Genomic DNA, 21,676 nt, shown 5'->3' on the forward strand with positions numbered 1-21,676 from the left:
AGCGGATCTGCACGGCGTCTCCCTCTTATCACTGCCCTGGCTGACGCAACAACGCCCCCAACACCAGCGCCTCGGCCACCACTTCCAGCCCTTCTTCCAGCGTGGCCAGCAGCGATGGCAGATCGGGCAGTCGGGGCCAGCATGCTTGCACTTCGGGCCATTGGTCCACGCCAATTGCCAGCCAGCCCACAGCCAGGCCCGCCCACAGCAGCGCGCGCGTGCCGGGGTGCCACAAGGCGCGGTGCAGCCAGGCCATGGTGAGCAAGCCCACCACCGCCACGGCCAGCATGGGGGCTTCGCGCACGGCGCTCCAGCGGCAGGCATCGGTCCATTCGTGGCAGCGAAACTTCCACAGCTCGTGCAGCATGAACTGCTCGTCCAGCGCCAGCACAAAAAACGAGAGCGCCAGCCAGGTACCCAGCCGCTGGGGCAGGGCGCGGTCCCACTGCGGCGCATACATCCACCCACTGAACAGCAGGAAGCCCAGCACGGCCATCAGCAGTGCAGGCGCAACCCCGGTATGGGGTGTGGGGTGGCGATCAACAAGGCGCGGGCGGGCGGTGGTGTGCGGGTGCATGGCGGGGAGGTGGCTGCGCGCTGAGAGGCAGCGGGGCGGGCGGTGGAACCGGATTGTGGGCAAAAAGTGCCGGTAGCGCTGGACTTTATTGCACCTTTTGCTATGTAGTTGATAGCTGATGCGGGCAACAGGTTTGCCCGCACCATGGCCTGTTCACGCTGGACGAATCACTACAGAATCGGGCATCCATTTCCCAGGCAACCCGGCATGACCCTCCCGATCGATCCGTCCCGCACGGCACTGCCGCCGGGGTGGCCCAGTTCCTGGCCGAGGCGGCGCTGCAGCGGCAGACGGCGCTGCTGGGGCTGGACAAGCCCAAACCTGCTGTACCCGCCGCACCCTCGCCGCTGCCCACCGCAGACCCCAGCGCGCCGCCGCCCTCGGTCACCTCACCCAGCCCGCCCGGTGGGCCGCTGCCCACACCGGCGGACCAGGCCAGCATCTCGCACCAGGCGCGCGAGCAGTTGGCGGCGGGCTTCGACCCGTGCCGGGCGGGCGGGGCCGATGGCCGATTGCAGGGCGCAAGGGGTGAGGGGGCTGCGCAGGCCTCGCCAACGGGGGCATCGGCGCTGCCCCGTGGCGCAACCATGGCGGCGCAGGCCAATGCGGCAACCTCCGCTGCCTCCCCCACAAGTGGCACGGCCTGGCCCGCGTCGGGCCTCAGCGCACCGCTGCTGCGGATGGTGAGTGCCCTGGTCGCACAGGTCACCGCCCAGGCCGGAGTGCCGCAACGCGTGGTGGCCGCGCAGCCCTGGCCCATCGGCATGGCGCAGGCGCTGGAGAGCGGCGCGCTGGATGCCGACCAGCCGCCGCTGCAAACCTGGCTGGTGCGCCAGGGCGTGGTGGCGACCCCCGAGGGGCCGCGCGGGCTGGCGCTCACCCTGCGTGCCCCGGTGCCGTGGCTCGCGGCCCAGGCGTCATCTGCCGCTGCGGGCGCGGGCGCCAGCGCTGCGGGCGGCGCGCTGCAGGTGCCTTTTGCGGGCGGCGGCCAGGCGTTGCAATCGGGGGTCATGGCCTTGGTGTTGCAGGGCATGGATGCTGCCGCGCCGCGCACCAGCGCGCTGCTGGTGCTGGACCTGCAACCGCAACTGGCTGCCACCGTGTATGGCCGCGACATGCTGCAGCAGGCCACAGGGCGCCTGGACCCCTGGACCCAGATGGCCGTGCTGCAGGCCAGCGGTCAGGTGCCGCGCGAGGACGCGCGGGCGCGCAACGGGGATTCGGGCCTGTGCGAGACCGTGGGCTGCCCGTATGCAGCGCGCGCAGAGTGTGCGCAGCCCTTCTGTCTGGCGCTGCGCGGCGTGTTGCCGCCCGAACCGGTCGGGCCAGCGCCGTCTGCCTGAGGGCGCTCCCGGATGTTCTCTAACGACTGTGTGCGAAGTCGTGCCCACCACCGGGCAGGTTGCGTGAGGGCTCCCACGCAGGGCGGGTGGTGTGTTCGCTCTGGCGTACAGGGGTTGCGGCCACTGCTGCCGCACTGGCCGTCTCCGCCGGGGCGGCAGCGCCCACGCTGCGCACCAGGTCTGCATGGCGGGCGCGGGTGATGGGATAGGCCATCAGCAGCGGGATGGCCAGCACCAGGCACAGCGCCGGCAGCAGGCCCGTCATGGCCGTGATGCCTTGCAGCGCCTGGGCCGACTGGGCCACGTTGGGCACATAACCGGTCAGCTCCAGCATGCCGGCCACCAGCACCGTGGCCAGGGTGCGAGCCAGCTTGTCGACCAGGCCATACAGGCCGTAGTACATGCCGGTCTGCCGCTCGCCCGCCTGCATGTGGCCGTGGTCGATGGTGTCGGGCACCATGGCAAACGGCACGATCCAATGCGCGCCCATGCCGATGCCCACCACCACCAGGATGCCCGTCACCAGGGCCTGCTGGCCTGGGCCCACCCAGTACAGCGCTATCAGCCCCGCGCAGCAAAACACCAGCCCGAGGATGTAGGCCCGGTTTTTCTCCCAGCGGTCCACCACGCGCTTCCACACGAACAGCGAGACGCCCACCACCGCGAGCAGGATGCCCATGAAGCGTGGCAGGTCACCCTTGTCGCCCTGCAGCTGGTAGATAACGAAATAAGCGAGCGAGGCCTGCACCAGTGTGAGGCCCAGCCGCACCAGCCCGGCTGCGCTCACCAGCATCACAAACGGGCGGTTGCGCAGCGTGGCCAGCAGGGTGCTGCGTACCGACGCCCAGCCGGGTGTGGCTGCTGGAGGGTTTGGGGCCGCAGGCGATAAGTCGGCGGTGGTGGCGGGCTCGCGCACGCGCCAGGCCACCACGGCCACAGCGACCCCAGCGGCCAGCCCGAAACAGGCGCCGGCCAGTGCGTAGCCCGTGCGTGCATCGGGCGCGGCCCGCACCAGCAGGGGCATGAACACGCTGCCCGCAAAAAACCCCAGCAGGGCACCCATGGATGCAAAAGCCGTGAGGCTGGTGCGCTCGTCGTAGTCCTGCGTCATGTTGGCGGCCATGGCCTGGTAGGGCAGCTGCACCAGCGTCATCACGGTGTCGAACAAGGTGTAGGTGACGGCGATCCACACAAAGGCTGCCCAGGGGCTCAGGCCTGGCGGCACCATCCACACGGCGGCAGCCACCACGGCCAGCGGCAGGGCGCCGTAGATCAGGTACACGCGGTGGCGGCCGTGGCGCGAGCGCGTGCGGTCGGTCAGCCAGCCAAACAGCGGGTCGTTGATGGTGTCCCACACCTTGCCCACCAGCAGCGCCGCACCGGCCACGGCCGGAGGCACCAGGGCCACATCGGTGTAGAAGATCATGAGCAGGAAGCTCATGGCCGCAATCAGCATCTGCAGGCCGACGTTGCCCACGGCGTAGCCGAGCTTGGTGCCCAGGCTCAGCCGGATGTGTGGGGTGTGCTGCATGTTCATGGGGGCTGTCATGGGTGTGCGGATGCCATTGCTTCGGCCCGGGCAGCCATCGCCATCGAGCCCGCCACAGGCTCTGCGCGTGCAGTGTGCGCCGCACCGCTGCGCGGCGGCATGGCCTCCAGCATCAGGCGCACCTCGCGCCGCAGCATCTTGTTGAGGAAGCTGCGCGGAATTTCGGTGACCAGGCGCACATCGTCGGGCCGCATCTCGGGCGGCAGGTGTTGCACCAGAAACTCTGCCAGATCGTGCTCCAGGGCCTGGGTGCCCCGGTCGTTGCGCCAGCTTTGCCGCAGGCTGGCCACCAGCACGGCGGCGGTGCCATGCTGCACCAGGCAGGCTTCCTTGACGGCCGGGTGGCAGTGCGCCACTTCCTCGATCTCGCGCGGGTTGAGTGCCTGGCCGTGGCGCACCACGCGGTCGGCGCTGCGGCCCAGCACGTGCAGATAGCCCGCAGCATCGAAATAGCCCAGGTCCCCCATCACCACCCAGCCGTCGCGCAGGGTCTCGCTGGTCTTTTCCGGGTCCAGCCAGTAGCCATCAAACCGCACCGGCGTCTGCACGGTGATCAGGCCCATCTGGCCCAGCGGCAGCGGCGCAAACTGCTCGTCGCGGATGACCACGTCCACGCCCGGCATCACGCGGCCCACGGTGGAGAGGATGTCGTTGCCCAGCGGGTTGCCTTGCGCGTCCACATGCTCGTGGGGCAGCAGCCAGGTGATGGGAGGCAGGGCCTCCAGGCAGCCGTAGCCCTGCTGGAAGATGGGCCCGAAGCGGCGGATGGCCTCGGCGATCTTGGGCGCGGGCATCATCTCCGAGCCGTAGGGCACATGGGTCAGCGACGACAGGTCGTACTGGCCCAGCGTGGGCTCGTCCAGCAGGTCGATGATGGCCGAGGGCGAGAGGAAAGCGCGCGACACGCGGTGCTTCTGGATCAGCCCAGCCAGCGTGGTGGCGCGGAAGTCCTCGGGCATCATCAGCGCCGCACCCGCCAGCAGCGTGGGCAGCACCAGGCCCGAGCCCGGGCCGGTGAGCGGCAGGCCCAGCATGTTCACGTCCGGCCCGTTGGCGGGCGGCTTGAAGTCGATGGCGCGGGAGATCAGGCGCACGCTGTCCAGGTACTTGCGGTTGCTGTAGCCGATGGACTTGGGCAGGCCCGTGGTGCCCGAGGTCATGTGCAGCGCAAACACATCATCTTCGTGCACGTCGGCCGTTCCCGCCGAGGGGGTCTGCTGCGCCAGGGCGCGCTCGTAGTCATCCCCCAGCGCCAGCACGCGCAAGCCGGGCAGCTGCTCGCGCACGGCCTGCAGGATGGGCGCGCTCAGCAGCGGGTCGTGGATGAACACCGTGGGCTTGACGCGGCCCATGGTGGTGAGCGCTGCCTCGGCCGGCAGGTGCTTGTGAAAGCTGGCAAAGATGGTGCCGTTCTCGAACGTGGCCAGGCGGGTTTCGTACTGCTCGCCGGTCTCGGGCAGCCAGGTGAAGACCACATCGCCTTTCTTCACGCCCTGGGCCTGCATCCAGGCCTGCAGGCGGTACACGCGATCCTGCAACTGCGCATAGGTGAGGGTGCCGCGCCGGTCGATGAGCGCAGGTTTGTGGGGGTGCAGGCGGTACGCCAGACGGGCCACGGAGCGCGCGGTGCGCAGGCGGCTGAGCAGAAAGCGCGCCAGCAGGCTGCGCAGGGATGGAAGGGCCACCAGAATCTCCCGAAGACGGCGTGAGTGCGAAGTCCAGGCAGTTTTTCACGCAAGGTCCGGGGGAAAGATCACCATTTGTATGTGTGCGTATCTTTTGGTTTCTGCGGCGGCTGCGCGGTCGTTCTGGGGCCTTGAACGGCCGTTGCGCGCGCTTGCTGCGTCGCCACGGCGCAACAGCCACGGTGGCTGCGCAAGGCCTGGGCAAAGAAAAACCGCCAGGGCTGGATCGCAGCGGCTGGCGGTGGTGTGACGGCCCGTCCCGGGTAAGGGGCGGGCCAGTGGGGCGGGCGTGGGCTTATGGATACAGGCCGCGCATTTCGCGGGCGTGCAGGATGCGCTGGCAGGCCACGATGAAAGTGGCAGTGCGCAGGCTCACCTTGTGCTCTTGCGCCACTTGCCAGATGCCCGCAAAGGCCTCTTGCATGATGCGCACCAGGCGGGCGTTGATCTCGTCCTCGCTCCAGAAGAAGCTGGAAAAATCCTGCACCCACTCAAAGTAGCTCACTGTCACGCCGCCGGCGTTGGCGATCACATCGGGCAGCACCAGCACGCCCTTGTCGTGCAGGATGTCGTCGGCCTCGGTGGTCGTGGGGCCGTTGGCGCCTTCGATCACGAGCTTGGCCTTGATCTGGCCCGCGTTGTCCTTGGTGATCTGGCCTTCCAGCGCGGCAGGGATCAGGATCTCGCAATCCACGCCCCAGAACTCTTCGGCCTTCATCACATCGGCGCCGGCAAAGCCGCCCACGCCGCCACGGGTCTTCACATGCGCCAGCAGGGCGGGCACATCGAGGCCCTTGCTGTTGAAGATGGTGCCGGTGTGGTCTTGCACCGCCACCACCTTGGCGCCTGCTTCGGCAAACAGCTTGGCCGCAATGCCGCCCACGTTGCCAAAGCCTTGGACTGCGATGCGGGCACCTTCCAGCGCCAGGCCGGTCAGCTTGGCGGCTTCCACGCCCACGGTGTACACGCCGCGGCCGGTGGCTTCCACGCGGCCCAGCGAGCCGCCCAGGTCCACGGGCTTGCCGGTGACCACGCCGGTGGCGGTGGCGCCGGTGTTCATGGAATACGTGTCCATCATCCAGGCCATGATCTGGCCGTTGGTGTTCACGTCGGGTGCGGGGATGTCCTTGGAGGGGCCGATCAGCAGGCCGATCTCGCTGGTGTAGCGGCGCGTCAGGCGCTCCAGCTCGCCCATCGACAGCTTCTTGGGGTCCACGCGGATACCGCCCTTGGCGCCGCCGTAGGGCACGTTCACCGCCGCGTTCTTCACCGACATCCAGGCCGACAGGGCCATCACTTCCGACAGCGTCACGTCCTGGTGAAAGCGCACGCCACCCTTGCCGGGGCCGCGGCTCAGGTTGTGCTGCACGCGGTAGCCTTCGTAGTGGGCGATGGTGCCGTTGTCCAGCTCAATCGGCACGTCCACGATCAGGATGCGCTTGGGGCGCTTGAGCGTTTCCACCCAACGCGCCAGGCTGCCCAGGTAAGGGGTGACGCGGTCTACCTGCTGCAGGTAGTTGCCCCAGGGGCCGAGGTGGTCGGCCTGCAGGTACGAGGGCAGGGGGTGGGATTGTGCGGCGGGGGCGCCGACGGGGTTTGACATGGTGAATTTCCTTGTGGGATCAGTTCAGGCTGCGAAGCTTATGCCTCGGCCCGGGCACTGTCCAAGGCCGGTGTGTTTGTGGGTTATGCATTTGATGCATAGTTTGGCGCAACCCCATCCCATGCTGCAGTGCGGCAATCTACCGGCGGGGTAGCGGCCCGTGGGCCCGGACCTTGCCGGGCGGCCCGTTGCGCCTAGACTCGGCCAGCCCGGCGCAGAACCAGGCGCTGCACCGGGCACACACCGGACGCACACCGGACGCACACCGGACCGCCGGGACCATGAAAAAGAGAGGGAAATCCCATGAGCGTGACCTACACCGCCTGCCCGCAGTGCCAGGCGCCCAACCACCCTACGGCGCGTTGGTGCGTGAAGTGCGCCCACCCCCTGGAGGCAGAGGCCAACCTCGCCACCGCCGCTGCCCCGGCGCCGATGGAGTTTGTGTTCGATGACGACGAGCACCCTGCTGCGGGCCCGGCGCGCCAGCGACCGGCCATGGCCTACGCAGGCGCCGCAGTGGCCCTGCTGGTGGTGGCGGGCGCCGCGGCCTGGTACCTGCTGGGCCGGCCCGATGCCGTGCCGCCCCCGCAGCAGGCCCGGGCCGTCGCAGCCCCCGCCGCAGTGCCCGGCACTGCGGGCAATGCGGAGTCTGCACCTGCCCGCCCCGAGCCGGTGGAGGAAATCATTGAATCCGAACGCGCACGCCCTGCAGCCGCTGCGTCCGCACCGGGCAGTACCGCTGCTGCTGCACCGTCGTCTGCATCTGCGGCCTCTGCGCCGCACTTCACGCCTGTCACCGCGCCCCGTGTGGCCGATGCGGCATCGCTGCCTGCCACCGGCAACCCACGCACAGTGGCACCGGCCGACAACGCGCCGTGGCCGCCGCCCGCAGCGCACGCGCCGTCGCCCGGCGACAGCCTGGCCCGCTTGCGCGGTGCGCTGGCCCAGTGTGCGGCCATGAGCAACGAGCTGTCGCGCGCGAGCTGCCTCACCCGCACGCGGCAGAACTTCTGCGGCGACGCCTGGGGCCGCATCCCCGAATGCCCGCCGGGCCAGTGATGGCATGCGCAGCCTGTCTTTGCGCCGCCCGCTGCCGTGCCCACAGCGGTGCGGGCCCTATTCGATGCGGATCTTCTGCAGCGCCGGGTCGCCCGGCGGGTAGCGCAGGTCCAGGCCGGTGAGCACCTCGCGCACCAGCGTGGCGATCATCAGGTTGCGGTGGGTCTTGGAGTTGGCAGGCACGATGGTCCACGGCGCCCAGGGCGTGTGCGTGGCGGCCAGCAGCATTTCGTAGGCCTTCTGGTACTGGCTCCACTGCTTGCGGGCCTCGATGTCGCTCATCGAGAACTTCCAGTGCTTGGCCGGGTCGTCCAGGCGCTCCTGCAGGCGTTCGCGCTGCTCGTCAGCGCTGATGTGCAGCATGAACTTGAGCACGATGGTGCCGGTGTGCGTGAGCATGCGCTCGAAGTCGTTGATGTGGCCAAAGCGCTGGTGGTGCTGCTCGGGGGTGATCCATCCGTTCACGGCGGGCACCAGCACATCCTCGTAGTGGCTGCGGTTGAACACCGTGATCTCGCCCGCGCCGGGCACCTTCTGGTGGATGCGCCACAGGTAGTCGTGGGCACGTTCGGCCTCGGTGGGGGCGCTCCAGCCCACGGCGTGCACGCCCAGCGCGCTCATGCGGCCAAATACGCCCCGGATGGTGCCGTCCTTGCCGGCCGTGTCCGTGCCCTGCAGGATCACCAGCAGCTTGTAGCGCTTGTCGGCGTAGAACAGGTTCTGCAGCGTGTCCAGCTCCTGCGCAATCGACTCGGTGGCGGCCTTGTCCTTGAGCTTGTCGCCCAGCGAAAACGGCTTGGCCGACGGATCAAAGTCCTTGAGCGCCACCGTGCGGCGGTGTTTGCCGGCCTTGCGCCGCTCGGGCTGGCCGTCGGGCCGCTTCTCGTCGTCGTGCTGCGGCGCGTCCGGCTGCCACTGCGACCAGCGCTGGGCCACGTCTTTGTTGCTGCTGTGAAACGGGTGGTTCATGCGGGCTCCTCGATGGGCCATCGTACGTCAGCGGCGTGGGCGTAGTTTCCTTTTTTCTAAATTCAGAAGCTGCGAAAATCATAGCTATCGACGCATGATTCACTGGCGCTTGAGGACGATTGGACTTGAAACTGGTCGCAGGATCCGCTCAGCGCGCGCCATGTGCCATGCGGTAGGCCAGCGGCGTCTGCCCCGTGGCCTGGCGGAATGCGCGGTGCAGCCCGGCTTCGCTGGCAAAGCCCAGGTCTTCGGCAATGCGCTTGAGCGGCAGCGCGGTGTCGCACAGCGCCTCGCTGGCCTGGCGCAACTTGATGCGGCGCATCCACAAGGCCGCCGTCAGGCCCGTGTGGGCCTGCACCCGCCGCGCGAGCGTGCGGGGCGAGAGGCCCAGCGCCTGGGCCAGCGCAGGCAGTCGCAGATCGGTGGCGGGGCTGCGCTGCACCCACAGCATGGCGCGGCGCAGGTCGGCGTCGGCCAGCGTCATCAGGTCATGCCCGGCAAATGCGGGGTGCGCCGTGCGGGGGCGGGGCAGCATCAGCAGCTCCTGCAGGTCGGTCAATGCCTGGGGCGGCAGGCGGGCGGCCAGCGCGTGCAGCATCAGTGGCAGATAGCCGTTGGCCCCGGCGGCCGTGGTGGCAGTGGGGCCAGCCACCAGCGGCTCGTCAAAGCGCCAGTCCACCGGCGCAAACTGCTGCTCCAGCGCCGCACGCAACCACCAGGTGGCCGTGGCGCCCTGGCCGCGCAGCCGCCCGCTGGCAGCCGCCAGCACCACGCCCGCACAGTAACTCCACAGCTGGGTGCGCCGGGGCAGCGCGCGCAAGGCCTGTACCACCGGGGCCAGCTGCTGCAGCGGCCCCTGCAGCTGGTCGGGCGACGAGAGCCACAAGCCCGGCACCAGCACCACATCGGCCTCGGCATGCTGCAGCGCCACGGTGGGGGCCAGCGCGGGGCCTTGCCAGGTGGGCACGGGCGACAGGTCCACCCCCGCCCAGCAGATGTCCATCACGCTGGCCTGCGCGCGCAGGTTGGCGGCGCGTGCCATGTCCGCCGCAGCAAACAGGCCGGCGGGCATGCAGCCCGGGTAGAGCAGCAGCGCCACGCGCAAAGGCGGCTGGGGTGCAGAGGAGGGAGAAACCATGGGTGGCACAAAAGCGCAAGAAATTGTCAATATGCGCCATTTTCAGGGGAGGCCTGCTTTTCAACAATGGCAACACCCCTTCCCACTGAAAGCACCCCATGCTCATCACCCAATTGCGCAACGCCACCGTTCTGCTCGAGTTTCAGCACGCGGGCCGCCCCGTCGGCCTGCTGGTGGACCCCATGCTCGCGCCCCGGGGCAGCCTGCCCGCGCTGCGCTACCTGGGCCCCCGGCGCCAGCGCAACCCTCTGGTGGATTTGCCCGCCGAGGCCGACGCGGCGCTGCAGCGCGTGACCCACGCGCTCATCACCCATTGCCAGCGTGGGCACTTTGACCACCTGGACCGCGCGGGCAAGCAGTTTCTGCGCGAGCGCCAGATTCCCGTCCTGTGCATGCCGCACGACGCCGCCTACCTGGCGCAGCGCGGCCTGCAGGTGCTGTCGCTGGCGGGCGAGGGCCGCCAGCCCTTTGCGCTGGGCGGGCAGGTCACGCCCGTGGCTTGCACCCACGGCCGGGGCTGGGTGGCGCGCTTCATGGAGCACGGCCACGGCTACCTGCTGGAGCTGCCGGGCGAGCCCAGCGTGTACTTGGCGGGCGACACGGTGCTGACGCCCCCGGTGCGCGACTGCCTGCAGCGTCTGCAGCCCGGTGTGGCCGTGCTGCCTGCCGGTGGCGCCCGGTTTGACCTGGGCGCGGACATCCTGATGGACGCCGCCGAGGTCGCACAGGCTGCCGCGCTGACGACGGGCGCCGTGGTGGTCAACCACCTGGAGGCGCTGGACCACTGCCCCACCACCCGTGCCCAGGTGCGCGCCCTGGCGCAGCGCGGCGGGTGGGCGCACCGCCTGTGGGTGCCCGAGGACGGCGAGTGCCGTGAATACCCCGGACCCATCGTCCAAAAAAATGCTATGAATTTGCTAGCTTCCACAGCATGATCGACTAGCGCTACCGCCCAAAAGGGCCATAAATCACGCCAGCTCGGCTTCCAGCGCCCGCTGGTCGCGCATCAGCGCCACAAAGCGCGCAGCGCCCAGACCCAGTGGGCGCTCCTTGGACCACACCACGTCCACCCACAGCGCGGCGCCGTTGCTCAGGTTCTCGAACGGCATCTCCACCAGCCGCCCCGCCTCGATGCGCGACTGCACCAGCGCGCGCGGCTGCCAGCCCCAGCCCATCCCGGCTTCGATGAGGCCCAGCGCGGCCAGGTGGTTGTCGGTGCGCCAGTGGTGGCGCGCAAACACAAAGCGCGGGTCGGTCTGCGCCAGGTCGCGGCTGGCCACCACGATCTGGCGTGTGGTGGTCAGGTGCTCCTCGCGCAGCATGGCGCGCTCCGGTGGGGCACCCCGAGCCTGGGCGGTGGCACGGGCGGCTACCAGCACCGGGTGCTGCGGCGCCATCACCGCCACCAGGGTTTCGGTGCCCACCTCCTGAAAGCCCTCGCGCCCGTCGATGCTGGGCCGCTCAAACACCAGCGCCAGCTGTGCGCGGCCGCTGTGCAGCAGCGCCAGCGCATCCACCTGCGGCGCGGCCAGCACCTCGATCTGCAGCAGCGGGTGCTCTTGCGCCAATGCCGCCAGCGCCTCCGTCCAGCGCGAGGCCAGCAGCTCGGGTGCAATGGCCAGCGTGAGCCGCTCCTCCAGCCCCTGGGTGAGCGCCAGCGCCTGGGCGTTGAGCTGCTGCAGCTGTCCCGCCAGCAGCCGGGCCTGGGGCTCCAGCGCGCGGGCGGCGGCGGTGGGGCGGGGCTCGCGTCCGCTGCGATCAAACAGCTGCACATCCAACTCGGCCTCCAGGTGCGCAATGGTCATGCTCACGGCCGACGGCACACGCGACAAGGCCCGCGCGGCGGCCGAGAACGAGCCGTGGTCGAGCACGGTCAGAAACACCTGCACGCTGTCAGAGTTGAAGGCCATTGCGGTTTGATCTGTCAATAAAACTGAAACAAGCTGACTTTATGTGTCAGTGTGGCGAATATAAAGTACTGGCCATGGACAAGACACCCACTCTTTTTGGCTTGCAAGGCGTCAAGCGCCGCGTGATCTACGTGACCCTGTACGAGCTGATCGCCATCGGCGCCGCCACGGTGGGCCTGGCGCTGCTCACGGGCCAGGGCGCGGGGCATTCGAGCGTGGTGGCGGTGGCAGCCTCGGTGATCGCCATCGTCTGGAACATCGTCTTCAACTGGGCGTTCGAGCGCTGGGAGGCACGCCAGCCCGTGCGCGGGCGCAGCGTGGCGCGGCGCGTGGCGCACGCCATCGGGTTCGAGGGCGGCCTGGTGTTCACGCTGGTGCCGCTGTTTGCCTGGTGGTTTGGCGTGAGCCTGTGGCACGCGTTCGTGATGGACCTGGGGCTTATCGTGTTCTTCCTTTGCTACACCTTTGTCTTCAACTGGGTGTTTGACCACCTGTTCGGCCTGCCCGCGTCGGCCATGGCGGCGTAGTAACAACAGCCCCGAGCGCGCTTCTTCAAACAATGTCAACCGCCGTTCGCCGGCGGGCTGGGGCGCTCAGCCGCCACCCATAATCGGCCCCATGCGAGGGCCGTTTTTATTGCTGCTGCGGGGTTTGCGGGGTCGGTGGGCTGGCGTGGCGGCCTGCTGCGTGCTGGCAGGCTGTGCCAGCAACGCCCCCACGCCGCGCGGCGAGGTGAAGGGTGCACCCACCCATGCCGCCGAACTGGCCCAGTCCGATGCCAACCGCATGGCCACCCTGGCCATGCAGGAGAACCTGGACGGCCTGATGCGCCTGGCCGACAAGCTCTACCGCCGCAACCCCGCCGAATGGCGCAAGGGCGCCGCCACCGGCCGCGAGCAGGCGCTGGAGCAGCTGCGCACCGCCGTGCTGCAGCGCCAGCCCTGGGCCCCACTGCAGGGCCGCCGTGACATCGCCGCCATGGCGCTGGCCCTGGCACCCGAATTTGCGGGCGACCGCGTGGCGGCCTTCATCTACGCCACGGCCGACATGATCATCACCGCCCACGGCGGCAAGACCGAGTTCTTCTTGCTCGATGGCATGGATGCCCAGCACCTCTACAACGCCGCGCGCAACGTCGAGACCGCCGTGTGGCTGCTGGCGCAGCGCCGCAACGCCCAGGGCCAGCCGCTGCTGCTGGCCGACGAGATCGGCCAGCAGGGCCGCAACCTGAGCTTCGAGCGCGAGTTCGGCAAGATCATCGCGCGGCTGGACCTGCTGGCCGCGTTCACCACCGAAAAGTACCGCCGCGCCGCCATCAGCTATGTGCAGGGCATTGTGGGCGGCACCTTTTTGCAATTCCTGCCTGTGCGTTGAGCCGATACCGGGCCCCGCTGCTGGCCTGCCGCGGGGTGTATGCGAATGCACAACATCCCGTTACACTGCGGCGCTATTCCTATTCAAACCTGAGGGGATCTCGCCATGCTGCAACGTGCTGTGTCCTGGGTGTCTGTGGTCTTTTTCATGATGATGATGGGGGCCACGGCCGCACATGCGCAGTCTTCCGACCTAGCCATCACCAAGACGGACGGCGTGACCACCGCCGTTCCGGGTAGCTCGGTCACCTACACCATCACGGCCAGCAATGCGGGGCCGAATCCTGTGACTGGCGCGACGGTGGCCGACACCTTCCCAGCCGCGCTGACCGCCACCTGGACCTGCGTGGGCGCGGGCGGCGGCACCTGCACAGCCTCGGGCAGCGGCAACATCAACGACACGGTCGATCTGCCGGTCGGCGGGTCGGTGACCTACACCGCCACGGCGTCGATCAGTGCGGCGGCCACGGGAAGTTTGTCCAACACGGCGACGGTGGCACCGCCAGGAGGCGTGACCGACCCCAATCCGGGCAATGAAAGCGCCACGGATACCGATACGCTCGATCCGCAGGCCGACCTGGCCATCACCAAGACTGACGGCGTGACCACCGCAGTGCCGGGGGGGGCTGTCACTTACACCATCGTCGCCAGCAACGCCGGGCCGTCCGACGCCCCGGGCGCAACGGTGGCCGACACCTTCCCGGCCGCACTGACGGCCACCTGGACCTGTGTGGGCGCGGGCGGCGCCACCTGCACGGCCTCGGGCAGCGGCAACATCAGCGACACAGTCAATCTGCCTGCGGGCGGCTCGGTGACCTACACCGTGAGCGCCACGGTGAGTGCGGCCGCAACGGGCACGCTGAGCAACACGGCGACGGTGACGGCGCCTGCGGGCGTGACCGACCCCACCCCAGGCAACAACAGCGCCACGGACTCCGACACCCTCACACCCCAGGCCGACCTGGCCATTACCAAGACCGACGGCGTGACCACCGTCACGGCAGGCGGCTCGGTCACCTACACCATCGTCGCCAGCAATGCCGGGCCGTCCAACGCCTCGGGCGCCACGGTGGCCGACACCTTCCCGGCATCACTCACCGGCACCTGGACCTGCGTGGGGGCTGGTGGCGGCACCTGCACGGCCTCGGGCAGTGGCAACATCAATGACACGGTCAACCTGCCTGCGGGCGGCTCGGTGACCTACACGGTGAGCGCCACGGTGAGCGCGGCCGCAACAGGCACGCTGAGCAACACAGCGACGGTGGCGGCGCCTGCAGGCGTGACCGACCCCACCCCGGGCAACAACAGCGCCACGGACACCGACACCATCACGCCGGTGGCCGACCTCGCCATCACCAAGACCGATGGAGTGACCACCGTCACGGCCGGCGGGACGGTGACCTACACCATCACCGCGAGCAACGCCGGCCCCTCCGGTGTGGCGGGCGCGACGGTTTCGGACACCCTGCCCGCTGCGCTCACCGGCGGCACATGGACCTGCGTGGGCGCGGGCGGTGGCACCTGCACGGCCTCCGGCAGCGGCAATATCAGCGACTCGGTCAATCTGCCCGTCGGCGGCTCGGTGACCTACACCGTCACCGCCACGGTCAGCGCTTCGGCCACAGGCACGCTGAGCAATACAGCCACGGTGTCGGCCCCTGGCGGCGTGTCGGACCCCACGCCGGGCAACAACAGCGCCACCGACACGGACACCATCACAGCGGCGCCCAGCGCTATCCCGACGCTGTCCGAATGGGCGCTGCTGGCGCTCGCGGGTCTGGTGCTGCTGGCAGCGGCACGCAGCCGTCGCATGCTGCGCTGATCCCCGGGCTGGCAACTACAATCGCTCCTTGGTCCAAGGAGCGTTGCAGCGGCCCGCCGTGCCTTTCATGGGGTAGGGTGGCCCGTCAGGCTTGGGCCGCGCGTGCCCCCGCCTTCCATCGACAACGACGCTCACCTGAACCCCTTGTGCCGCGCAGGTGAGCCCTATGTCCGATTTGTCCATCCCCCCCATGAAGCTGTCCGGCCTGGAGCCCGTCTCCATCGGTGAGGGCACGCTGTTCGTCAACATCGGCGAGCGCACCAACGTCACAGGCTCCAAGGCGTTTGCGCGCATGATCCTGAATGGCCAGTACGAAGAGGCCCTGGCCGTGGCGCGCCAGCAGGTGGAAAACGGCGCGCAGGTCATCGACATCAACATGGACGAGGCCATGCTCGACAGCAAAGCGGCCATGGTGCGCTTCCTGCAGCTCATCGCATCCGAGCCCGACATCGCGCGCGTGCCCATCATGGTGGACTCCTCCAAGTGGGAGGTGATCGAAGCCGGTCTGCGCTGCATCCAGGGCAAGGGCATCGTCAACTCCATCAGCATGAAAGAGGGCGTGGAGAAGTTCAAGCACGAGGCGCGGCTGGTCAAGCGCTATGGCGCCGCCGCCGTGGTGATGGCCTTCGACGAGCAAGGCCAGGCCGACACCTTCGCGCGCAAGATCGAGATCTGCGAACGTGCCTACCGCGTGCTGGTCGATGAAGTGGGCTTTCCGCCCGAAGACATCATCTTCGACCCCAACATTTTTGCAGTGGCCACCGGCATCGAGGAGCACAACAACTACGCGGTCGACTTCATCGAGGCCGTGCGTTGGATCAAGCAGAACCTGCCGGGCGCCAAGGTGTCGGGCGGTGTGTCGAATGTGTCGTTCAGCTTCCGCGGCAACGACCCGGTGCGCGAGGCCATCCACACGGTGTTCCTGTACCACGCCATCCAGGCGGGCATGGACATGGGCATCGTCAACGCGGGCATGGTGGGCGTGTACGACGACCTGGAGCCCGTGCTGCGTGAGCGTGTGGAAGACGTGGTGCTCAACCGCCGCCCCGACGCGGGTGAGCGCCTGGTGGAGATCGCCGAAACCGCCAAGAGCGGCGCCAAGGACGAGAGCAAGAAGCTCGAATGGCGCGGAACGCCCGAGCACCCCAAGACCGTGGGCGAACGCCTGTCGCACGCGCTGGTGCATGGCATCACCGACTTCATCACCGAAGACACTGAAGAGGCCTACCGCGCCATCCTGGCCAAAGGTGGGCGCCCGCTGCACGTGATCGAAGGCCCGCTCATGGACGGCATGAACGTGGTGGGCGACCTGTTCGGCGCGGGCAAGATGTTCCTGCCCCAGGTGGTGAAAAGCGCGCGCGTGATGAAGCAGGCCGTGGCCCACCTGATCCCCTACATCGAAGAAGAAAAGCGCCAGGACGAACTGGCTGGGCGCGATGTGCGCAGCAAGGGCAAGATCATCATCGCCACCGTCAAGGGCGATGTGCACGACATCGGCAAGAACATCGTCACCGTGGTCCTGCAGTGCAACAACTTTGAGGTGGTGAACATGGGCGTGATGGTGCCCTGCCACGAGATTTTGGCGCGCGCCAAGGTGGAGGGGGCCGACATCGTGGGCCTGTCGGGCCTCATCACGCCCAGCCTCGAAGAGATGCAGTACGTGGCCGGCGAGATGCAGAAGGACGACCACTTCCGCATCAAGAAGATCCCGCTGCTCATCGGTGGCGCCACCACCAGCCGCGTGCACACCGCCGTCAAGATTGCTCCGCATTACGAAGGCCCTGTGGTCTATGTGCCCGATGCGTCCCGCAGCGTGAGCGTGGCGCAAAGCCTGCTGGGCGACGGCGTGCAGAGCTACGTGGATGAGCTGAACGCCGACTACGACAAGGTGCGCACCCAGCACGCCAACAAAAAGGCCACACCCCTGTGGCCGTTGGCCAAGATCCGCGCCAACAAGACGCCCGTGGACTGGTCGGCCTACCAACCCGCTGTGCCCCGCGCGCTGGGCCGCCGTGTGTTCAAGAACTTCGACCTGGCCGAGCTGGCCAAGTACATCGACTGGGGCCCGTTCTTCCAGACCTGGGACCTGGCCGGCCCGTACCCTGCCATCCTCACCGACGAGATCGTGGGCGTGGAAGCCACGCGTGTGTTTGCCGATGGACAGGCCATGCTCAAGAAGATCATCGAAGGCCGGTGGCTCACGGCCAGCGGCGTGATGGCCCTGCTGCCCGCCAACAGCGTGAACGATGACGACATCGAGTTCTACACCGACGACACCCGCACCGAAGTGGCCATGACCTGGTACGGCCTGCGCCAGCAGGCCGAGAAACATACCATCGACGGCGTGACCCGCCCCAGCCGCTGCCTGGCCGACTTTGTGGCGCCTAAGTCCAGCGGCATTGCCGACTACGCCGGTATGTTTGCCGTGACGGCGGGCCTGGGCATCGAGAAGAAGGAAAAAGCCTTCATCGACGCGCTGGACGACTACTCCGCCATCATGTTCAAGAGCCTGGCCGACCGCCTGGCCGAGGCGTTCGCCGAAGCCCTGCACCACCGCGTGCGCACCGACCTGTGGGGCTACGCTGCCGGTGAAGCGCTGAGTAACGACGACATGATTGCCGAGAAGTACCAGGGCATCCGCCCCGCGCCCGGCTACCCCGCCTGCCCCGACCACAGCGCCAAGACCGACCTGTTCCGCGTGCTGCAGGCTGGCGAGATCGGCATGTCGCTCACCGAAAGCCTGGCCATGATGCCCGCCGCCAGCGTGAGCGGCTTCTACATCGGCCACCCCGACAGCGTGTACTTCAACGTCGGCAAGATTGGCGAAGACCAACTGCACGATATGGCCCAGCGCCGGGGCATGGACGAGAAGGTGCTGGAGCGGCTGCTGGCGCCGAACCTGTGATGCTATGAATTGAATAGCTTCCGGCGCTTGTTCGATAAGCGCTGGAAGTCTGTTTGATTCAAATGTCCCGGCCCATCAGCCCTTATAGCCGGGCAGCTTCGCGATCACCTTGATCTCGAACTGGAACCCGTACAGCCAGGTCACCCCGATGCCGGTGAGCGTGGGGTAGGGCGCCTCGCCCCAGAACTCGGGCACGATGCCCCAGACGGTCTCGAAGTTCGCCTCCGGGTTGACCACGAACAGCGTCACGTCCACCACGTCATCAAACGTGCAGCCTGCAGCGTGCAGCACGGCGTTGAGGTTGCTGAACGCCAGACGCACCTGCGCGGCCAGGTCGGGCTCGGGCGAGCCGTCCTCGCGGCTGCCCACCTGGCCCGAGACAAACAAGAAGCCGTTGGCGCGCACGGCGGGCGAATAGCGGTTGCGCTCGTACAGCGCCTGGCGGCCTGCGGGGAAGACAACGTCACGGTGGGGCATGGGATTCCTTTCGTTCTGCAGGGCAGATGATTGCGATGAAGGCAATGTAGAAGCGCGCGTTGTTTCGATAAACAGGCTAATCTGCGCACCACTGTTCCTGATCGCCAAACAATGGCGGGCACGCCGCCCCTTCGGCACGCCTCAACTACCTGTACGCCATGGACCGTTTTGACGCCCTGCAGGCCTTTGCCCGCGTTGTGGAATCCGGCAGCTTCACCAAGGCTGCCCTCACCCTGCACCTGAGCCGCACCACCGTCACGCAGCTGGTGCAGCAGCTCGAAGCGCGCCTGCGCGTGAAGCTCCTGCACCGCACCACCCGGCGCGTGCAGGTCACGCCCGATGGTGCTGCCTACTACGAGCGCGTGGTGCGCCTGCTGGCCGACCTGGACGATGCCGATGCCAGCGTTTCCATCGCCGCCGCCGCGCCCCGGGGGCGCCTGCGGGTGGACGTGCCCAGCCCCTTGGCGCGCCTGGTCCTCATCCCCGCGCTGCCCGCGTTCCACGCGCAGTACCCCGACATCCTCCTGCACATGGGCGTGAGCGACCGCCCCGTGGACATGGTGGGCGACAACGTGGACTGCGTGGTGCGCGGCGGCGCCCTCACCAACCCGGCGCTCGTCGCACGCCATGTGGGCGACCTGCAATTGCGCGTGTACGCCGCCCCCAGCTACCTGCAGCGCGCGGGCACGCCCGAGCACCCGCAGGCGCTGGAAGGCCCGCACCACCGCACCGTGGGTTTTCTGTGGGCGCGCACCGGCCAGCCTCTGCCTTTCGAGATGCGCCGCGGCACCGAACATGTGCGCGCCCAAGGCCACGACATCTGCGCTGTGGACGACGGCAACGCCTACCTGGCCGCAGGCCTGGCGGGCCTGGGCGTGCTCTGGCTGCCCGACTACATGGCCCGCCCCCACGTGGCGGCTGGCGAGCTGGTGCCCCTGCTGCAGGACTGGACGCTGGAGCCGATGCCGCTGTACGTGGCCTACCCACCCCAACGGCATGTGAGCGCCAAGGTGCGGGTGTTCATTGAATGGGTGGCGGGGTTGATGGCGCTGCATGCGCCGCTTCAGTAAACGCGGTGAGTGCCTCGGGTAGACCCCTTGCCTTGACCGGTGTGTGACGCGCACTTACCATCGACTGCCAACTCTCTTCCGCGCCCTGCTAACCCTGCATGCGTCGTGCAGCCCACGCTGCATTTGCCATCGTTGCGGTGATTCGAGATTCGTACCCTGGGCGCGTTCACCTGGGTTCCTCGCTGGGTTGTTTCATCCCCTTCTACGGCTCCGCAGCCGTTGTCGCTGCTTTTCATTCGCGCTCAGCCATGGTTGCCACCGTTGTCCTCAGCATGCTTTGTGTGCACCTTCTCTGCTTCAGCGGGATGTTCCTGCTGATCAGCACGCGGCTGCATGGCAAGAAGATGGGCACCGATGTCTTTGCCCTCGGAAGTCTCTTGCTGGGCTTCGCCTATCTGTTGCAGCTTCGGGGTGGTCCTGCCGGCTGGAGCGCGATGAGTGTGCTCAACCATACCTTGACGCTCTGCGCCCCAGCGGCGTACGCGCTGGGGGCCGCAAGGTTCTTTGATCGCCCCGTCCCTGTGGCCTTGCCCCTGCTGGTGCTTGCCGGGGGCTATACCGTCGCACAGTGGTTGGTGCAGGTGCTGCTGGGGTCTGAAGCCCGCTATGCATTGCTGGCGGCAGCGTGCGCTGCGCTGTTTCTGGCCATGGCAGCGGTATTGATATACGGGACCCGTACCTTTGCCCGGCATCTGCGTGCCGAGATGGCCGTGTTTGCCGTCTTGATCGGTGGCCTGGGAGCCATGAATGCTGCGAAGCTGGCCCTGATTCTTTCAGGAGGCCTGGATAACTTGGACATGGGCAGCGACTTCCAGACGGCGTTCTACATCTACATGTCGTTCCTGGGCACGCTGCTCCCACCCGCAGTGGTATGGCTGGTTTTGCATCGGCTGACGGACGACCTGCATGTGATGGCTGTGCATGACCCGCTCACGGGCCTGCTCAACCGCCGCGGCCTGATGGGTGCGCTGGAATCGCAGTTTCGCGCCAACCCGGTCGCAGTCGCGCATTTGCTGATCGTGGACATCGATCACTTCAAGCGCATCAACGACACCTACGGACACAAGGTGGGTGACCTCGTGTTGTGCAGCGTGGCCCAAGTTCTTCAACACACCGCCCGCCAGGGTGATCTGGTCTGCCGGTTGGGCGGTGAGGAGTTTGTGGTCATCGCTTTCGATACGGACAGCGCTGGCGCCCTGCGGGCGGCGGAGCGCGTGCGCGAAGCGATTGAACAAAGCCGGGTGGGTACGGACACAGCGCACAGGGCCATCCGTTGCACGGCCACTGTCGGCATTTCGAAGCCGTTTGCCGGTGCAGAGGCGCTGGATGAGACCCTGCAACTTGCCGATGCGGCCCTCTACCGGGGCAAGGTGTTGGGCCGCAATCGGGTGGAGTGCGCGCAGGGACTGCAAGCTCCGGGGTTGCCTGCCTGACGGGCTGCGCCAGTCCCCGGGAGCCGCCTTCAGGTCGGTTGGTGGGGCCCGTCGGAGACCCCCGCACTCTCCGCCATCTCCAACTGCATCATCACCATGTTGACCAGCGTGTGCACCGAAGGTCGCCCGGTCTCGATCACGTAGTGGGCGGTTTCTCGGTACAGGTGGTCGCGCTGGGCGTAGAGGTCGCGCAGCTTGTCCAGGGGGTTGCCGCCTTGCAGCAGGGGGCGGGTCTTGTCGTGTTTGACGCGCTTGAAGATTTCTTCGGGCGACGCGCGCAGGTACAGCACGTTGCCGAACTGGCGCAGCACCTCGCGGTTCTCGGGGCGCAGCACGGCGCCGCCGCCGGTGGAGAGGACCATGCCGCCGGGCTGCTGGGCCACGTCGGCCAGCACCTGGGATTCGATGTCACGAAAGCGCGCCTCACCCTCGGCCTCGAAGAAGCTGCGAATGGTGGTGCCCAGGGTCTGCTCCAGCCGGTGGTCCAGGTCGATGAAGGGCACACCCGCCCGGTGGGCCAGTTGCCGGCCAACGGTGGATTTGCCCGAGCCGGGCATGCCGACCAGTGCGCAGCGAATCTGCATAGGTTCAAAAAAGAGGTCTGGGGGAGGGCCTGCGTACTGCGGATGGTGCTGTTTCGCGTGCCGTAACTGGGCGTTGAGTGTAAGCCGGGGCCCTGTTGCCATGCGCAGCGGTTGCAACTGGCGCGACCCCAGCGAGGGACGCCGAGCAAGGGCCGCCCCGCAGCGAGGGCGTCGTCCCC

18 protein-coding genes and 1 riboswitch are annotated in these 21,676 nt (G+C 67.9%); of the genes, 9 read left to right on the forward strand and 9 right to left on the reverse strand.

Annotation, left to right across the window (positions count from 1 at the left end):
* Positions 1-28 precede the first annotated feature (28 nt).
* A complete protein-coding gene (locus C8C96_RS04965; protein ID WP_121941642.1) occupies positions 29-577 on the reverse strand; it encodes a hypothetical protein in 549 nt (182 codons plus the stop codon).
* Positions 578-828: 251 nt separating this feature from the next.
* On the opposite strand from C8C96_RS04965, the gene C8C96_RS04970 reads away from it, so the two are divergent.
* Positions 829-1,920, forward strand: coding sequence for a hypothetical protein (locus C8C96_RS04970; RefSeq protein WP_233584162.1), 1,092 nt, complete (start codon positions 829-831; stop codon positions 1,918-1,920).
* Between the two features lie 19 nt (positions 1,921-1,939).
* Here C8C96_RS04970 and C8C96_RS04975 read toward each other — a convergent pair whose 3' ends face one another.
* The 3 genes from C8C96_RS04975 to C8C96_RS04985 form a co-directional block, all read right to left on the reverse strand.
* Entirely contained in the window at positions 1,940-3,469 is a 1,530-nt protein-coding gene (locus C8C96_RS04975) for an MFS transporter (protein ID WP_233584163.1), read from the reverse strand.
* The gene (locus tag C8C96_RS04980; protein ID WP_121941644.1) at positions 3,466-5,154 is read right to left on the reverse strand and encodes a class I adenylate-forming enzyme family protein; all 1,689 of its coding nucleotides are present in this window, start codon (positions 5,152-5,154) and stop codon (positions 3,466-3,468) included. Before C8C96_RS04980 ends, C8C96_RS04975 begins: the two co-directional genes overlap by 4 nt.
* Positions 5,155-5,449: 295 nt before the next feature.
* Positions 5,450-6,757, reverse strand: coding sequence for a Glu/Leu/Phe/Val dehydrogenase (locus C8C96_RS04985; RefSeq protein WP_121941645.1), 1,308 nt, complete (start codon positions 6,755-6,757; stop codon positions 5,450-5,452).
* Between the two features lie 303 nt (positions 6,758-7,060).
* Between C8C96_RS04985 and C8C96_RS04990 the strand changes: the two genes are divergently transcribed.
* Entirely contained in the window at positions 7,061-7,816 is a 756-nt protein-coding gene (locus tag C8C96_RS04990) for a hypothetical protein (RefSeq protein ID WP_121941646.1), read from the forward strand.
* Between the two features lie 57 nt (positions 7,817-7,873).
* On the opposite strand, the gene C8C96_RS04995 is transcribed toward C8C96_RS04990, so the two are convergent.
* Positions 7,874-8,785, reverse strand: a complete 912-nt coding sequence (locus tag C8C96_RS04995; RefSeq protein ID WP_099731571.1) for a PPK2 family polyphosphate kinase — start codon at positions 8,783-8,785, stop codon at positions 7,874-7,876.
* 148 nt (positions 8,786-8,933) lie between these two features.
* Positions 8,934-9,923: a GlxA family transcriptional regulator gene (locus tag C8C96_RS05000; protein ID WP_121941647.1), complete on the reverse strand. Its 990-nt coding sequence runs from the start codon at positions 9,921-9,923 to the stop codon at positions 8,934-8,936.
* A gap of 98 nt (positions 9,924-10,021) precedes the next feature.
* Here C8C96_RS05000 and C8C96_RS05005 point away from each other — a divergent pair, with 98 nt between their 5' ends.
* Positions 10,022-10,858, forward strand: coding sequence for an MBL fold metallo-hydrolase (locus C8C96_RS05005; protein WP_121941648.1), 837 nt, complete (start codon positions 10,022-10,024; stop codon positions 10,856-10,858).
* Between the two features lie 33 nt (positions 10,859-10,891).
* Here the strand turns inward: C8C96_RS05005 and C8C96_RS05010 are convergent, their stop codons facing one another.
* Positions 10,892-11,833 (reverse strand): LysR family transcriptional regulator, encoded by a 942-nt coding sequence (locus C8C96_RS05010; RefSeq protein WP_121941649.1) that lies wholly within the window; start codon positions 11,831-11,833, stop codon positions 10,892-10,894.
* A 74-nt stretch (positions 11,834-11,907) separates the two neighbouring features.
* On the opposite strand from C8C96_RS05010, the gene C8C96_RS05015 reads away from it, so the two are divergent.
* From C8C96_RS05015 to metH, 4 genes are all read left to right on the forward strand, one after another.
* Entirely contained in the window at positions 11,908-12,360 is a 453-nt protein-coding gene (locus tag C8C96_RS05015; RefSeq protein WP_199737442.1) for a PACE efflux transporter, read from the forward strand.
* Positions 12,361-12,451: 91 nt separating this feature from the next.
* Positions 12,452-13,207 carry a hypothetical protein gene (locus C8C96_RS05020; protein ID WP_121941650.1) on the forward strand — a complete coding sequence of 252 codons (756 nt, stop codon included), beginning with the start codon at positions 12,452-12,454 and terminating at the stop codon, positions 13,205-13,207.
* Between the two features lie 105 nt (positions 13,208-13,312).
* Complete coding sequence (locus tag C8C96_RS05025) at positions 13,313-15,028, forward strand: IPTL-CTERM sorting domain-containing protein (protein WP_121941651.1); 1,716 nt, start codon at positions 13,313-13,315, stop codon at positions 15,026-15,028.
* A 29-nt stretch (positions 15,029-15,057) separates the two neighbouring features.
* A riboswitch (S-adenosyl-L-homocysteine riboswitch) is annotated at positions 15,058-15,168 on the forward strand.
* 26 nt (positions 15,169-15,194) lie between these two features.
* Positions 15,195-17,933: a methionine synthase gene (metH, locus tag C8C96_RS05030; protein WP_233584164.1), complete on the forward strand. Its 2,739-nt coding sequence runs from the start codon at positions 15,195-15,197 to the stop codon at positions 17,931-17,933.
* 75 nt (positions 17,934-18,008) lie between these two features.
* On the opposite strand, the gene C8C96_RS05035 is transcribed toward metH, so the two are convergent.
* The gene (locus C8C96_RS05035) at positions 18,009-18,410 is read right to left on the reverse strand and encodes a RidA family protein (protein WP_121941652.1); all 402 of its coding nucleotides are present in this window, start codon (positions 18,408-18,410) and stop codon (positions 18,009-18,011) included.
* A 158-nt stretch (positions 18,411-18,568) separates the two neighbouring features.
* On the opposite strand from C8C96_RS05035, the gene C8C96_RS05040 reads away from it, so the two are divergent.
* Entirely contained in the window at positions 18,569-19,480 is a 912-nt protein-coding gene (locus tag C8C96_RS05040; RefSeq protein ID WP_121941653.1) for a LysR family transcriptional regulator, read from the forward strand.
* Between the two features lie 248 nt (positions 19,481-19,728).
* Positions 19,729-20,913: a GGDEF domain-containing protein gene (locus C8C96_RS05045; protein ID WP_121941654.1), complete on the forward strand. Its 1,185-nt coding sequence runs from the start codon at positions 19,729-19,731 to the stop codon at positions 20,911-20,913.
* 29 nt (positions 20,914-20,942) lie between these two features.
* On the opposite strand, the gene C8C96_RS05050 is transcribed toward C8C96_RS05045, so the two are convergent.
* Positions 20,943-21,497: a shikimate kinase gene (locus tag C8C96_RS05050; protein WP_121941655.1), complete on the reverse strand. Its 555-nt coding sequence runs from the start codon at positions 21,495-21,497 to the stop codon at positions 20,943-20,945.
* Positions 21,498-21,676: the final 179 nt, after the last annotated feature.

This window comes from Acidovorax sp. 100, assembly GCF_003688355.1.
In the GTDB taxonomy this organism is placed as follows: domain Bacteria; phylum Pseudomonadota; class Gammaproteobacteria; order Burkholderiales; family Burkholderiaceae_C; genus Acidovorax; species Acidovorax delafieldii.